The organism is Mycoplasmopsis maculosa (assembly GCF_900660665.1).
Taxonomy (GTDB): domain Bacteria; phylum Bacillota_I; class Bacilli_A; order Mycoplasmatales; family Metamycoplasmataceae; genus Mycoplasmopsis; species Mycoplasmopsis maculosa.
The window spans coordinates 1-15,888 of record NZ_LR215037.1 but is presented as its reverse complement, the minus strand read 5'-3'; the positions used below and the strand labels follow the sequence as shown (position 1 = coordinate 15,888).

14 protein-coding genes and 1 pseudogene are annotated in these 15,888 nt (G+C 24.3%); 7 read left to right on the top strand and 8 right to left on the bottom strand.

Annotated elements, in window-relative coordinates:
* Nucleotides 1–31 precede the first annotated feature (31 nt).
* Nucleotides 32–340 (bottom strand): 30S ribosomal protein S10, encoded by a 309-nt coding sequence (gene rpsJ / locus EXC47_RS00075; RefSeq protein WP_129645929.1) that lies wholly within the window; start codon nucleotides 338–340, stop codon nucleotides 32–34.
* 401 nt (nucleotides 341–741) lie between these two features.
* Between rpsJ and EXC47_RS00070 the strand changes: the two genes are divergently transcribed.
* Entirely contained in the window at nucleotides 742–1,017 is a 276-nt protein-coding gene (locus EXC47_RS00070; RefSeq protein WP_129645927.1) for an HU family DNA-binding protein, read from the top strand.
* 10 nt (nucleotides 1,018–1,027) lie between these two features.
* Here EXC47_RS00070 and recU read toward each other — a convergent pair whose 3' ends face one another.
* Nucleotides 1,028–1,519: a Holliday junction resolvase RecU gene (recU, locus tag EXC47_RS00065; protein ID WP_129645925.1), complete on the bottom strand. Its 492-nt coding sequence runs from the start codon at nucleotides 1,517–1,519 to the stop codon at nucleotides 1,028–1,030.
* 135 nt (nucleotides 1,520–1,654) lie between these two features.
* Between recU and recA the strand changes: the two genes are divergently transcribed.
* The 3 genes from recA (at nucleotide 1,655) to EXC47_RS00050 (ending at nucleotide 4,856) form a co-directional block, all read left to right on the top strand.
* The gene (recA, locus tag EXC47_RS00060) at nucleotides 1,655–2,671 is read left to right on the top strand and encodes a recombinase RecA (protein ID WP_129645923.1); all 1,017 of its coding nucleotides are present in this window, start codon (nucleotides 1,655–1,657) and stop codon (nucleotides 2,669–2,671) included.
* 107 nt (nucleotides 2,672–2,778) lie between these two features.
* Entirely contained in the window at nucleotides 2,779–3,594 is an 816-nt protein-coding gene (locus EXC47_RS00055; protein WP_129645921.1) for a TIGR00282 family metallophosphoesterase, read from the top strand.
* Between the two features lie 32 nt (nucleotides 3,595–3,626).
* Entirely contained in the window at nucleotides 3,627–4,856 is a 1,230-nt protein-coding gene (locus EXC47_RS00050; protein WP_129645919.1) for an MnuA family membrane nuclease, read from the top strand.
* Between the two features lie 61 nt (nucleotides 4,857–4,917).
* Here EXC47_RS00050 and EXC47_RS00045 read toward each other — a convergent pair whose 3' ends face one another.
* Genes EXC47_RS00045 through EXC47_RS00035 form a run of 3 tightly spaced genes read right to left on the bottom strand, consistent with a single transcriptional unit; the run spans nucleotide 4,918 to nucleotide 9,209 of the window.
* The gene (locus EXC47_RS00045; protein ID WP_129645917.1) at nucleotides 4,918–6,000 is read right to left on the bottom strand and encodes a M42 family metallopeptidase; all 1,083 of its coding nucleotides are present in this window, start codon (nucleotides 5,998–6,000) and stop codon (nucleotides 4,918–4,920) included.
* Between the two features lie 46 nt (nucleotides 6,001–6,046).
* Nucleotides 6,047–8,386, bottom strand: a complete 2,340-nt coding sequence (locus EXC47_RS00040; RefSeq protein ID WP_129645915.1) for an MSC_0775 family lipoprotein — start codon at nucleotides 8,384–8,386, stop codon at nucleotides 6,047–6,049.
* Nucleotides 8,376–9,209 carry an MAG4940 family membrane protein gene (locus EXC47_RS00035; RefSeq protein ID WP_129645913.1) on the bottom strand — a complete coding sequence of 278 codons (834 nt, stop codon included), beginning with the start codon at nucleotides 9,207–9,209 and terminating at the stop codon, nucleotides 8,376–8,378. The genes EXC47_RS00040 and EXC47_RS00035 overlap by 11 nt, the downstream gene beginning before the upstream one ends.
* Nucleotides 9,210–9,452: 243 nt before the next feature.
* On the opposite strand from EXC47_RS00035, the gene EXC47_RS00030 reads away from it, so the two are divergent.
* Nucleotides 9,453–10,745 (top strand): amidohydrolase, encoded by a 1,293-nt coding sequence (locus EXC47_RS00030; RefSeq protein WP_129645911.1) that lies wholly within the window; start codon nucleotides 9,453–9,455, stop codon nucleotides 10,743–10,745.
* 13 nt (nucleotides 10,746–10,758) lie between these two features.
* Here the strand turns inward: EXC47_RS00030 and EXC47_RS00025 are convergent, their stop codons facing one another.
* Entirely contained in the window at nucleotides 10,759–11,460 is a 702-nt protein-coding gene (locus EXC47_RS00025; RefSeq protein WP_129645909.1) for a pseudouridine synthase, read from the bottom strand.
* 90 nt (nucleotides 11,461–11,550) lie between these two features.
* On the bottom strand, nucleotides 11,551–12,594 hold the full coding sequence (gene adhP, locus EXC47_RS00020; RefSeq protein ID WP_129647260.1) for an alcohol dehydrogenase AdhP: 1,044 nt from the start codon (nucleotides 12,592–12,594) through the stop codon (nucleotides 11,551–11,553).
* Between the two features lie 237 nt (nucleotides 12,595–12,831).
* Here adhP and EXC47_RS00015 point away from each other — a divergent pair, with 237 nt between their 5' ends.
* Entirely contained in the window at nucleotides 12,832–13,563 is a 732-nt protein-coding gene (locus EXC47_RS00015) for a DNA-processing protein DprA (RefSeq protein WP_129645907.1), read from the top strand.
* Nucleotides 13,564–13,601: 38 nt separating this feature from the next.
* Nucleotides 13,602–14,933 (top strand): YitT family protein, encoded by a 1,332-nt coding sequence (locus tag EXC47_RS00010; RefSeq protein WP_129645905.1) that lies wholly within the window; start codon nucleotides 13,602–13,604, stop codon nucleotides 14,931–14,933.
* Nucleotides 14,934–14,991: 58 nt separating this feature from the next.
* Here EXC47_RS00010 and EXC47_RS00005 read toward each other — a convergent pair.
* Nucleotides 14,992–15,888, bottom strand: a pseudogene (locus tag EXC47_RS00005) (AAA family ATPase); the annotation flags it as partial.

Sequence of the window (15,888 nt, the reverse complement as noted above, 5' to 3'; positions counted from 1 at the left end):
TGACCATAGCTTGTTTTAAACAAGTTGGAATTTATTTTGTTTGTGAAACTTGAACTTCAATACCTGAAGGTAATTCAAGTCTTTTTATTTGATCAATTGTTTGAGCGCTAGGGTCTTTTAAAACAATTAATCTTTGATAAGTTCTACTTTCAAATTGTTCACGAGATTTTTTATTAATGTGAACACTTCTAAGTATAGTTACAACTTCTCTTTTTGTAGGAAGTGGAACTGGACCACTAAAAGTTGTTTTTGTTTTTTCCGCTAATTCAATAATTTTTTTAGCACCAAAATCTACTAATGAGTGATCAAAACTTTTAACTTTGATATTCAATTTACTCATTGTTGCCTCCTTTGTTCATAATTTGAACTTACTCCACAAAAATTACTTGTAATATCCTTGACAACACATGATACTACAACAACCTTTTGTTTCATTGTAATAATAAGTTACTTTTTTATTATATAGAAAAAACTAAAAAAACCTAATAAAATTATATAAAAATTTATTTTTAGAAACACCAAGAAGAGTTGTAAGTGCATAAATAAAAGCAAAAACCTAACTTAAAAATAAAAAAAATATTATTCTTAATATAAAAATTTACTCTTTTCAATAAGTATTTATATTATTTTTAAGTGGTTTTTAAAAAATAAAATTTAAAAATAATATTTTTTTTACTAAAAGTATTTAATTATAGTATTATATAAGAACAAAAAACAAAATAATATTGAAAGGTTTATAAAATGACAAAAAAAGAATTTATTATTGCAATCGCTGAAAAATTAGATGCTCCAGTTAGAGAAGTTAATGAATTTTTCAATGCTTTTGTCTTTGTACTTAAAGAAGAATTAATTGCTGAAAATAAAGTTCAATTATCAAATTTAGGTATTTTTGAAACAAAAATTAGAAGAGGACGTGAAACTGTTAATCCATTTACAAAAGAAGAATTACTTGTTCCTGAAAAACGTGTTGTTAAATTCACACCTTCTAAATATTTAAAAGATTTAGTTAACTTCTAGTAAATCATTTTTATAAGATATAAGGTACAAAATCAATTATTCCTGGAAAGGTTAATTTGATTTCTGTGCCTTTGTTTTTTATATCTTCATATTTATAGTATGAATTGTTATTTTCTAACTCTAATAAATCATTGATTTTTATTAAATAAAATTCATTAAAAAGATTAAAAAATATTATTAAAAAGGCTATTCCATAGTTTTTATCAATATTTTTTAAATATTCTATTTGATGGTCATAAATATTACTTTTTGGTAAAAATTTTTCATTTGTTGTTTTCGCTTCAAAAGCAATAAAAACACCTTTATAACAACCGATATAATCTACTGTGCTTTTTTTATAAATAAATGCTTCCTTTAATTTAATTTTATTTTCTTCATTATTAATTGATCTAAATTTAATAGGTAAATCTTTCTTTTCGATAAAAGCTATTTTATTTTCTCAATAATGATTAATTGTGTTATTAATTATTTTTTCTAAAAACATACCTCTATTTTTATTCATAAATATAATGTTCAATAAACAAATGCCGTTTTTTAAAAAATAAATAAAATTAGATTTTTTATTATTTTTTCCATTTTATTTTATTTTTTTATTTTTTTATATACAAAACAACTATAAAATAATGAGGTAAATAAAATGAAAAATAATGAAGAATTAATTGAATTAGAAAATAAGAATTCAAACGAACAAATTAAAATTGTTAAAGCGACTTTAAATGAAATTACAAAAAAATTTGGCGCTGAATCAATTATGATTTTTAACCAAGATAAAATAGATGAACAAATTGAGACATTTTCAACAGGGAGTTATCTACTTAATAATGCTTTGGGCATTAATGGTTATCCAAAAGGTAGAATAATCGAAATATTTGGTCCTGAAAGTAGCGGAAAAACCACTTTATGTCTTCATGCAATAGCTGAAGTTCAAAAAAATAGAGGTGTTGCTGCCTTTATTGATGCAGAGCATGCTATTGATCCTATTTATGCAAAAAATTTAAATGTAGATTTAAATAAGTTAATACTAAGTCAACCAGATAGTGGTGAACAAGCTATGGAAATTGTTGATATTTTAACTAAAAGTGGTGCAATTGATCTAATAATTGTTGATAGTGTTGCAGCATTAGTTCCAGAAGCTGAGTTAAACGGCGATATGTATGATCAACAAATAGGTATGCAAGCAAGACTTATGTCAAAAGCTTTAAGAAAAATTACAGCTAATTTAAATAAAAATAAAACTACAATAATTTTTGTTAATCAAATTAGAGAAAAAATAGGTGTGATGTTTGGAAACCCTGAAACTACAACTGGTGGAAGAGCTCTTAAATTTTATTCTTCTATTAGATTAGAAGTTAGAAAGTCAACTTCTATCACTGATGGAAAAGAAATAACAGGAAACGAAGTTAAAATTAAAGTTGTAAAAAACAAGTTAGCTGCACCATATAAGAGTTTAACTACTGAAATAATTTTTTCAAAAGGGATAGATTCTATAAATGAAATTATTGAACTAGCCACTGAAAAAGGTATTTTCGTAAAAAAAGGTGCATGATATTATTATAATGACCAAAACATTGCTCAAGGAAAAAAATCCTTAAAAGAATTTATTTATAATAATGAAGAATTCAAGAAAGAAATAGAAAAAATGTTATTTAAATAAAAACGTAGAGAGCTATTTTATAGTATTCTCTATTTTTTTAATCAACCTTTTTAAAAATATTATTTATTTTTGTTAAAATTAATAATATAAGTAGAACGAAGGTTAAAATGAATGATAATAAAGACTTAAATATATTATTTCTTGGAGATATATTTGGTGATCCTGGCATAAAAATAGTTAAAAAACATTTAGAAGATATTAAAGCTAAATATAATATTGATCTTACAATAGCTCAAGGAGAAAATGTGTCAGGCAGAAAAGGTTTTGCAACACGTGAATATTTAAAATTAAAAGAAATAGGAATTGATTTATTTACTTTAGGTAATCATGTATGAGCGAAAAGTGATATTCTTAAAATAATTAATAATGAAGATATTATTAGACCGGCAAATATTGATAAGGATTATCCCGGTAACGGTTCTGTTGTTTTTAAGAGTAGTAATGGTATTACTATAAGAGTAACTTCACTAATGGGAATTACTTTTAATAAGCTTTTAAAACCTTGGCAGCAAGAATATGCTGATAACTTTTTTGATTCAATCGATAGCATAATTAATTTTAGAGAAAAAACTGACTACCATTTTATTGATTTTCATGGAGAAACAACTAGTGAAAAATATGTTTTAGCCTTATATTTAGATGGTAAAGTAGATGCATTATGCGGAACTCATACACATGTGCAAACAAATGATGCGCACGTTATGAAAAAAGGATTATGTTATATTACTGATGCAGGTATGAATGGTCCTTATGATTCTGCAATTGGAGCGAATTTCCAAGAAGTTTACGAAAATATGAGATTTGGAAAAAATTCAAAATTTATTACTTCAAACAACGAATCACAATTTAATGCAGTTGTTATTAAATTAAGCAGAGATATGAGCAAAAGGGAAATTTTTCCAATTAATATTAAGCCATACTAACTATAAAATAGAATTTTTTAAAAAAGGAAAATATGAAAGCAAGAAAAATATTAGCATTTGCACCAATAATTGCATCTATAAATTTATTAAGTTCAAGTTGCTCATTATTTATAAAAAAAGAAGAATCAAGTAAAGATGATTACACAAAAAATCAAAAAGATGTTTTAGATGAAACTAAAAGTATTAGAATAATGCATTGAAATATTCTTAATTTTGGCGGGGAGAAACACATAAAAAATTCTTTTAAGTTTTATGCTTTAAGCGAAATAATAAGAAAATCAAACTCTTCTATAATCGGCCTTACAGAGGTTAACTTTAATGATGGAGATAAAATTTCAAAATTAGTTGAACAAATAAATAATGATGATAATTCAAATCGTTTCAAATTTATAATTCAAAGCGAAAATGAAGCGGTAAGTAAAATACATAATAATAGTAAAGAATTAATCGCTATAATTTATGATTCAACAAAAGTGAAACCCGTTGAATTTACTAATGGTAGAATAGGAGAAAGTTTTAACCAAAACATTTCAGACGTTACAGTAAATAAAAACACAAACGAAATAAGTTTAACAGATTTAAAAAGAAATACATATGTTAGACCTCCTTTTGGAGCTAAATTTGAAATTATTTCTTGGAATAAAAATATTACAACATTTTTTTCACATTTAGATTCGCCCGGTGCTAAGAATAAAGAAAAAAATATTTCTGGTTTTTTAAAAAGAAATAATAAAAGTTTTGAAATAAAAAGCGTTGGTTCGCAAGAATTAGCAGAAGTTCTAAACTTGGAAAATGTTTTTGAATATTATGATAATTTATCCGGCGAAAATGATAATAATATAATATTTGGAGGAGATACTAATATAGATTCTTCTGGTTCTTATGCATTCGATTATTTAAAGTATAAAAATTATTACGATGCAAAAGATAGCACAAACGAAAAATATTTAACTTCTTTAACGACTGATCAACACTTTAAAAAAGGCAAAAGCCCATATGTTAATAGTTATGACAAGTGACTTTTTAATGAAGTTGATATTGATTTTATAGATGCAAAAGAAAACCCTGAATTTGATTATAAAATCCAAATAGATAAAGCTTTTTCAAACGGATTATTGGATAAAGAAATATCCACAAAAAAATATATACATGATTATAAAAAATCAACAAATAACAAAGATAAACACCCTAGCGATTATAGAATTATTCGTATTGGGCTAAGCGACCATGCGCCAATTATTATTGATGTGAAAAATAAATAAAATTTGGCCAAATATAAAAAATATTCAGTTTAAAAATCTGAATATTTTTTATATTTATGATTTATTTCTTCAATTTTTTTAGTTCAAATTTATCAAATACTTTAACAAATTCTGTAATTAAGTTAAAAGCAGCTTCTATGTCAACAAGTGAGCAAACTCCTATTGGTGAATGTAAATATCTTTGTGGTATAGAAAGAGTGATAGTAGGAACTCCACCTTTACCATATTGTAATACTGCTCCATCAGTAGAGCCGCCTTCAGCAATATATTTATAAGCAGGTATATTGTGTTTTTTTGCTAAATTAACTAAATAATCAACTAATTTATAATCAGTAATTATTCCGCCATCTTGAATTAATAATGCAACACCTTTGCCCAAGGTTGGAACTCCTTTAATAGCACCGTATGTATCATGCGAAGCACCTGTATCAATTGCAAAAGCAACATCAGGGTTAATAATTGAAACACTTGTTTTTGCACCTCTTGAACCTACTTCTTCTTGAACTGAACCTACAATATAAGTTTTATTTGGCAACTGTAAATTTTGTATTTTATTAGCTAGCATATCTATTACAGTTACACCAGCTCTATTATCCATTGCCTTCCCACCAACTAAGTTATTTTTAAGTTCTAAATATTCACCAGAAATGTATATTCTATCTCCAACATCCACACCAAAATCTAAAGCTTCTTGTTTAGAATTAAAACCAAAATCAACAAAAACCTCTTTATTTGTTGGAACTTTATCACGCTTAGAAGCTTCTAAAATATGAATTGATGTATGGCCAAAAATTCCATATAACTCTTTTTGTTCTTTATTTGTTATTAGTTTAGCTTTTGTACCAATAATAGCAGCAGGTCAAATTCCTCCTACTGGACTAACAAGAATATTCCCATTTTCCTCTATTGTTCTTACTAAATAGCCAATTTCATCCATATGAGCAGCAATCATTATTTTTGGCGCTTCTTTATCTTCGTTTTTATTTTCGATAATTAACGATCCGAATCCATCTCTTGAAAAAGTGAAATTAGTAGAGTTTATATTATTTTTTAATTCAGTAACAACTGGCTCTTCATACCCCGATATAGCATCGATTTCCATGTATCTTTTTAATTTTTTCTTAATATCATTAAGTGCACTCATTTTTTTCTCCAATAATTAATAATTAATGTTTTAATTATAAATTATTTTAATTATTTTCTTTTAATTCAGGAAATAACTCATGAACATCATATGAATATGTATTATAATCTCTAAAATTAAAAATTAAATTTGGATCTATTAAATTATCATCTAACTCATCTAATTTTATATCTAAATAAGTATTTCTAACTGCATTTTCTTTTATTAATTCTGGAATAGTATTTCCATTTGCATCTGTTTTATAGATATTATTGCTTTTTAAACCTTTTAATGTTGAAGGTAATTCTCCTCCTAAACGAACACCTGGAACACCTACTGCAATTAAATCACTATTATATTTTTGATTTTTATATCTTTTTTCAATATCTTTTGATTTATATAAATAACCGTTTACATCTTTTTTATATAAATTATCTTTTCAAACAGAAATATGTGCATGAGACATCCATCCACCATTGTTTGCATGATTTCCAACAACAGCTATTAAATCTCCTTTGTTAACTTTTAACGGGTTTTTAATAGTAATATTTTTACTAATTGTCTTTTCCGATTCATAAGTTTCTCTATTTGAATCAATTAAATTAATAATTTGCAATGTTTTTGCAAAATCTAAATGTATTATTCCTATATAAACATAATTACTATCTTCAAAAAATTCTTCATATATAGTTTTTTCTATATTTTCTTTTAAATCTTCTTTTTTAACTCTTAACACTAATTGTCCACCTATGCCTGAAAATTGTGGTTCATTTTTACGAGATAAAAATGATACAATTTCAGCATTAAATGGTGCAAAAATTTTAGTATCTGATTTTACTAAAACATCTTCTCCTAAATGAATTTGTTTTACAGCATTTGGATCATTATAAAACCCTCTTAATTCACCATAACCACCAGGCAATATCTTAGAATTATTTGACTTTTCAAATATATTTGTAGTAATTTTGGTCAAGATATTTGAATCTATATCTCCTAATAAAATATTATATTTATTATTACTATCTTGTAATTCTTTTTCAAAAATATATGCATGTTTTTTGATTTTATATTCTAATTCTATATTCTTATTATTAAATTTATCTATAGAGCTTTTTGAAACTAAACTAAAAATAAATCCTTCATTATTTTCTAATTTTTGTAAAGACTTAATTTCATATGAAATATTAATGTTTTTAGATAAAACAACAAAATCATCAAGAACTGCTTCATCAAAAGGATAATTTGATAAACTTAAGTCATATTTAAGTTGAGGATTTGCATTGTATTTTAGATAATCTTTTTCTTGATTCTTTATATCTTCTTCTATAAAAGAACCTTTATAAATTAAATCAACCCCCACATTGTTTATGTTTTGTTCTAAATTTAATTTATTACTTTTTATTGAATTGCTTGATGTGCCATAAGAAAATTTAAACTTTATTAAGTATTTAGTGTTATCGTTTTTATCTAATTCAAAACTTTTTATCTCTATATTATATAAGTCTTTTTCTCTTAATTTAGCCGGATCTCAAGAACTATCTTTAGTCTTATTGTTTTTAACTTTTACATTATAATCAATAATTTCTTTTTTAATATTTTCATCTAAATTATCATAATATTTATCATCTGTTAATTTATTAAACCTAATTTTTAAAATCTCATTTAATTTTTTAGTAGATAAATTTACTAATGAATAGTCAATTTTTAATCCATTTTTATGTGATATATTTATTTCATCATTTTTAACAGTATTAGAATTTTCTACTAATTTATTTTCTAAAAATGAATTTAAAGTGTTTTTTCTATTAATAAAATTAGAATAAAAATCATTTAATTTATTTGATGAATCAAATTCTTTAATACTTAGACCTTTTAATTTAAAATAAACCTTTCTTGTTTGATATTCATTTATTCCACTAACTGTATCAATATAACGCTTAAATAAAATAGGAATTGATAAATATTCAACATTTGAATAATCTCTATTTGTTTCATTTATTAAAATTTCTGTCTTTATTTTATCTATAAATTTAAAACCTAATTCTTTTAAAAGAATATTCAATTTTTCTTTGTTTATAATTAAATTATTTTCCAAAAAGTTATTTAAATATAAATTTTTTATTTCGATTTTAGATAAATCTGTTTCAGGATTTTTTCATTCTAAAATTTCAGGATGATTCGATAATTCATATAGCGAATCAAGAGGTTGTTCATCTATTTTATTTTCATTCAAAGCAATTATTTCTTTTAGATAATTACTATATTGTATTGTTTGTTGTTTATCTTCTTTTTTATCTTTTTGTTTTTCTTGTTCATCTTTTAAAAATGAACAAGAGGTTAAAATTGGTAATGATAATATTGAACTTGAAATAAGTAATTTTTTAAATATATTCTTTTTAATACGCATATTTTTGTTTTCCTCCTTTAATAATTAAAATGGTTAATAAAGCTATTATTGCTGGTATTAAAATTGTTGCAGAAAAATCTATAAAATAGTGTGTTATTATTTTAATTTTTTCTTTTTTATTTTTGCTTGTGATTAGATTTAAAATAGTAAAACCTGTTCCTAAAAAAATGTGAAATGTAAAAAAATTAAAATATGAAGAAATTAATAAAATTGTAAATAATAAAATCATATTAGCCAAAACTAATGTAAAATGATTGAAACCATAAGTTATAGAATTTCTACTTGTTAAAGAAATAGTTATTGTCATAATTAAAATAAACATTATTTCTTTTAATGAAAAAGCTAATGTTTTTTCATTATGATTGCTAAATAAAATATCTTTTAATGTATATTTTTCGTTTTCTTCAAAATAATTTGAAGGCACTTTTTTAAATAAATAAAATATTAAAACAAAGGTAATAAAACCTGCAAGTGATCCTAAAAATTGAAATCCTAATACATAAGGAAGCCCTATGAATGAAGAAATTTTTGGACTTTTAATATTTATGATTTCAACTATAGAATCAAAAATAACGGTTATTGGATTAATATACATAATTGGAATATCATTTGATACTGCTTTAGATATAGCCCAAAACATTATTATTGACATAAATGTGATGAGGGTGAAAGCTAAAGATTTAACCAATTTAGATTGCACTTTTGCTCTTTTGAAAATGTATAAGCAAAACAAAACGAAAAAAGCTAAAACATAATTTGAGCCAAATTCTGTTAATGCTATTATTTTATTAAAACTATTTGATAAAACTTTTAATCCGGTCATTTTTTTCCTTTCTAAAAAATAAATAAACTTTTTTAATTCTAACATGAGACATTTTTTTAATAAATAAAAAAAATTATTTTTTAATTATTAGAAATATTATTTTTTTAAATAAAAATCTTTTTTATAGCTGTTTTAGTAAAAAAAATAATTATAGAAAATCTTTTTTTAAATCAAAACATGGCAAAAATATGAAAAAAATAAATATAATTGTATAATCAATAACAAAAAGGCTAGTAACAAAATATGAAGATTTTAATAAAAAATGCAAAAATATTAACAATGAACAATGATGAAACTATTTTAGAAAATCATTCAATATTAATTAAAAAAAATAGAATACAAAAAATATATCCTAGTATTATAGAAGATGAAAGCACTTATAATAAAGTAGTTGATGCAAAAAATAACTTAGTTATGCCTGGTTTAATTAACATGCATACTCACATACCTATGACTTTATTAAGAAATTATGCAGATGATTTAAATTTGGAAGATTGATTATTTAATAAAATTTTTCCTATAGAAGATAAAATGGAAGATGAAGATATTTTTTTTGGAACACTATTAGGATGTTTAGAAATGTTAAAAAGTGGAACAACAACATTTTTAGATATGTATTTTAAAAGCGAAATAATAGCTAAGGCAGTAAAAAAAGCAAAAATTAGGGCATATATTGGGAAAGGTTTTGTAAATAATAATATAGAAAATAGAATAAAAGAAAATATAGATTTTTTTAAAAATTTTAATAATAAAAATAACAACTTAATAAAAACTATAATTGCGCCACATTCTGTATATACAAACGATAAGGAAAGTCTTAAAATTTCAAATAAAATGGCACAAGATACCACAAAAATGATGACAATTCACTTATCAGAATCACTTAATGAAGTTAATAATTGTATAAAATTAACAAATAAAACACCCTTTGAATTTTCAGATGAATCAAGATTATTTGAAAATGTAAATACAATAGTAGCACACGCAGTTCATTTAAACAAAAACGATATAAAAATAATTAAAAAAAATAATATTTCATTAGTTCATAATCCTAGTTCTAATTTAAAAATATCAAGTGGTATTATGAATGTTCAAAAATTATTAAATGAAGGTATAAATGTTACATTAGGAACAGATGGAGCAGCTTCAAATAATACTCTTGATATGTTTAAAGAAATGCATTTAGCATCATTAATTTCAAAAGGAGTATTTAATAATCCAACAAATTTAAAAGCTTATGATGTACTAAAAATGGCTACAACTAATGCAGCTAAAGCGTTGAATAGAGAAAATGATTTAGGTAAAATAAAAGAAAACTACTTAGCTGATTTAATTATTATTAATATTAATAATATAAATCATACTCCTAGTTCTAATTTGATTAATTCCTTAGTTTATTCTACAAATGGAAACGATGTAATTTTAACTATGGTTAATGGAAACATTCTTTATGAAAATGGCTATTTTAAAGATATAAATGAAAAATCAATAATTAAAAAATGTAATTTTTTATATAATAAATTAATTAAAAAATAGCACGAGCTATTTTTTAATTTTGTTCTTGCATTAATTTTATTTCTTCCTCAGAAAGTTGTCTTATTTCACCTAACTTTAAATTAGGATCGAGTGATAACTTTCCAAACATCACCCTTTTTAAATAAATAACTCCTAAGTTAAAAACACCCATCATTTTTTTTATTTGATGAAATTTTCCTTCATAGATAGTTAAATAACATGATTTATTATCTATAAATTCAAATTTATATTTGTCTATTTTTGTGCCGTCTGAAAAAATAAAAGAATCTTTAAAATTTATTAATTCATTAGGAAATGGTTTATCAGTTTTAACGAAATATTTTTTAGGAACATGATTTTTTGGACTTAGTAATTTATGTGACATTTGACCATCGTTACTAATTATTAGCAATCCTTCTGTATCTTTATCTAATCTACCGAAAGTAAAATATTTATCTTTATTTAAATTTAAAATATCAAAAACAACTGCTTCATTATCATCTTTGTTAGCACAAACAAAACCACTAGGTTTATTAAACATGTAATATCTAAATTTTTCGTATTTGATTTCTTTATTATCGATATAAACCTTATCTAAATAAGGATCTATTTTATAGCCTTTTTCAACAATTTTTTCATTAACCTTTAATCTTTTCTTTGATATTAATTTTTTTATATCGCTTCTTGAATATTCTAAAATATCTGAAATATATTTTTCAACTCTTATTTTTGACATCTTTTTCCTTGTAAATTTATTTTAATAAAATTTTAAAATAAAAAAAGCCAAATTAAAATCTTAATTTGGCTCACTTTATTAAAAGTTAAACTATTTTTTACTAAAATCTATAACAGCACGGCCTATAAAATCACCTTTTTGTAATTTTTCAAAAATTTCACTTACTTCGTTCAATGAAACAACTTTTGTAATTTCAGATTTTACTTTTCCTTCAGCTGCGTATTCTAACGCTTCTGCTAAATCTTGTCTTGTTCCAACAATAGAACCTGCTATTTCTCTTTCAAATAAAACAGTTCAGAAAATTGAAACTTTAAAATCGTCTTTTCCTAAAGCATCTTTTGATGGTAAACCTACTAATACTTGACGCCCACCTCTACGTAGCATATTCATAGCTTGCTCAGCAGCACTAGTGTGTACAGATGTATTAACTACCGCATGAACTCCACCATTTGTTACTTTAATTATTTCTTCAATAAAGTTTGGATTTGTTTTTGAATTAAATGCATATTCAGCGCCTGATTTTTTGGCTAATTCGCATTTTTCATCACTTAAATCAATACCAATTGCACGATATCCCATAGCAGTTGCATATTGAATAGCTAATTGACCTAATCCTCCAACACCTATAACAGCAATTCAGTTACCTGCTTTTACTTTTGTTTGTTTTATCGCTTTATATGTAGTAACACCTGCACAAACAATTGGCGCGCCTTCAATAATATTTAATTTTTCAGGAACAAGTCCTACAAAGTCTTCATGTCCTATTGCATATTCAGCAAAAGATCCATCTTTTGTATATGCTGACATGTTTTGATTTGCACAAAGTGTTTCTCTACCTGTTAAGCAAAATTCACATGATCCACAAGCATCATGAAGTCATGCTAAGCAAACTCTATCACCGACTTTTAAACGTGTACAACCCTCACCTAAAGCTACAACTTTACCAATTCCTTCATGACCAGGAATTAATGGATATTTAGGTTGAACTAATCAGTCAAAATTAGCAGCATGTAAATCTGTATGACATATTCCTGAAGTTTCCATTTGAATTAAAATTTCTTTATATTTAGGTTTTGGAACTTCAACTTCCTTAACACTTCATTTTTTAGGTTCTGTAACTACAAAAGCCTTCATTTTTGATGGTATATTATTCATTTTATCTCCCAAATTTGGCATATATTGCCTATTTTTAATTCTAAAATAGTTTTTATTGTACTTTAACGTGAAATACACTATAAAAAAATTATAATAGGGAAATATTAACACAAAAATAAGTTGGAAAATTTCCTTAAAAGTCTATAAAAAAGTTTTTTTAGCAAAAGAAGCCTTATTTTATTAATTAGTTATTGATTATTATGAAAGGAATTTAAAATGAATGATATTCTGTTATTTTTTTCACATTTATATAAAGGCAACAACTATAATATATATAAAGCTATAAAAGATAGTGAAAAAGTTGATATTGAAAAAGTAGAAAATATTAAAAAAGAATTAAATGAAAATGGAATAAGATATTTAACTATTTATGACGAAAAATATCCAAAAGAACTAAAAAATTTAAGATATCCACCATTTGTCATTTACTACAAAGGGAATCTTGATGTTTTGAATAAAAAGAAAATTATATTAACCGGTGAAAAAGAAGATTTAGTTACAAAAAATAATATTAATTCTTCAATAGTAAAAATTGCAAAAGAAGCAGTACTAATAACAAATAATTTTAAAAATTTAGATCAGTATATAATTAAAAAATATAACGAATTGAACAAAAATGTAATTTATTTACTTCCGTGTGGAATAAAATATCAAAATTACGAATATAACTATGAAAAAGACTTATTAATCACTCAATATCCGCCCAATTGTCATCCTAAAGCTTCTTTTTTTAAAGAAAGAAATGTTATAGCTTCTAGTTTAGCTGATGCAATAGTTATTTATAATAGTTCAATAAATTCTGGTATTCAAAACTTAGCAAATATTGCTGCTTCTTTAGGAAAAGAAGTATATTGTTATCCAGGTTTTTCTTATAACGATGGAAACACATTTTTAATAAAGTCTGGGGCAAGACTTATTACAAATATTGGAGAAATTAATTACTATTAATTTAATAAAAAAACATAAAAATTATTTATAATAATTTTATGATTTTAAAAGATCAAGAAATAAAAGAAAAGGATGTCTCTGAGAAAAAAAATAAAGAGCATACTTGTGAAACTAATGTTAATTCAACAGATGATGAGGAGATTGTTGAATTAGATAAATTAAAAATGGGTAGATATGCTTATGAGACAGATTTATCAAATAAAAAAGATAAAATAGTTAAAAAGAGAATAATATTATTATATTTAAAAAGACTATTTTTTATTTTTATAGCTGCTATAATATTTAATTTTGGAGTTTTAGCTTTTTTAAATAGAGCAGATACTATTCCTAGTGGTCTTTCTGGAATACCTATGCTTGCAATATTAATTTCTAAAAACTACAATGTTCAATTAGATAAATATTTTGCGTTAATGTTTTTAGCGGTTAATATACCATTATTTTTAACATTTGGATTAAAAGAAAAAAGAAGTTTTGTGCTTTTAACTTTATACTTTATGATTGCTCAAATACTAACAAATATGGTATTTACATTGACGCCAGGTGTTAGCGATTGAATACATCATCATATTAATGTCGCCCCCGGATGAGAAAAGCTTATTCAGGTTAAATTAATCGGTTCAGAAGAAACTATAATTTACGAAAATGCTACTTCTTGACCAATTTTAGTAAACGGTATATTAGGTTCATTATGTGCGGGTGTTGCAGTATCAATTGCCTGAAAAAATGGTGGTTCTACAGGTGGAACCGACATAATAGCATACTATTTTTCAACCAAGAAACAAAAATCAGTTTCAGGGATTATGTTTATATTAAACTTTTGTGCAACTTCAATGTTTTTAATTATTTTTGGTTTTGCAGCAAAACACAAAGAAGTTATAAATTTAGAATTATTAGGCAAATACGTTGACTCTTCAAACATCAATTCTACAAACGGGTTGATGGAAGTTAAATTAAATTTAAATCAAAGTGATTTTATATCTTTAATTCAAAACCAAAAAAGCATTATAACAGAACCTACAATTGTTGGATTAAGAGAAATATCTACATTTATGTATATTGTTGTTAACAACATAATAATAAGCATCATTTATCCAAAATACAAAAAAGTAGAAGTTCAAATTTCATGTAAAAATCCTTCAAAAATAATTAAATACTTTAAAAAGATAAAATATTGACATGCTTATACAATTATTCAAGGAAAAAGTGGTTACTCTGGGGACAACACTTATATTGTAACAACTAATATGCTTTTATTTGAAACAAGAAGTATAATTAGTGACATAAATTTAATTGATCCGAAAGCCTGAATTTCAGTAAAATCAGTAGAAAAAATATCTGGAACTTTCAATACAAAATTTGTAGAAAGATAATCAAAACAAAAAAACAATATATAGTTTAATATATATTGTTTTTTTGTTTATAAAATTATTATTCAGAAATTATTTCTTTATTTTTTTGATTTTCTGTAATATAGTCTACCTGAACATCTTCAACAATTTTTTTAGCTTCAGCTAATTGAATACTAAAGAACGAAGTAACACCTCTGTTTTGCATTGTAGCGCCGAAAAGTGAATCTACTCTAGACATAGTTCCATGACGGTGTGTAATAACTAAAAATTGTGTTTTTGGTTTTAACTGTTGTAAATATTCAGCATAACGAACAACATTTGCTTCATCAAGTGCTGCTTCAACTTCATCTAAAATACATAAAGGTAAAGGACGAGCTTTAAGAATCGCAAACAGCAATGAAATAGCAATTAATGATTTTTCGCCACCAGAAAATAGTCTTAAATTCTTAATATTCTTTCCAGGAGGAGTGGCTTCTATATCAACACCTGAATCTAAAATATTATTTTGATCAGTGAAAAACAATCTAGCTGATCCACCACCAAACATTGTTCTAAATACATTATTAAATTCTTCATTAACATCATGAATAATATTACTTAAACGAGTTGTTATAATTTTATCCATATCAGCTATTGCACTAACTAATTTATCTTTAGCTTCAGAAAGTTCTCTTTCTCCTACTGCATATTCATTGTAACGTTGTTCTTCTTCAACAAGTTGTTCTAAGGCTTCTAAATTAACACTTCCTATTTTTTCTATTTCATCTCTTAAGTTTGCAACTATTTCTTCTGCTTCTTCAACAGGCAGTGTTAATATATAACCTTGTTGAACAGCTGATTCAAATGTTAATTTATATTGAGAAGCTAAACGATCTCTACTTACAGTTAAAATATAGTGAGCTTTTTCTTTTGAAGCTATTTTAGTTGAATATGTATCAAGAAGTTTACGCAAAGTAGCATCAAAATCATTTTTCAT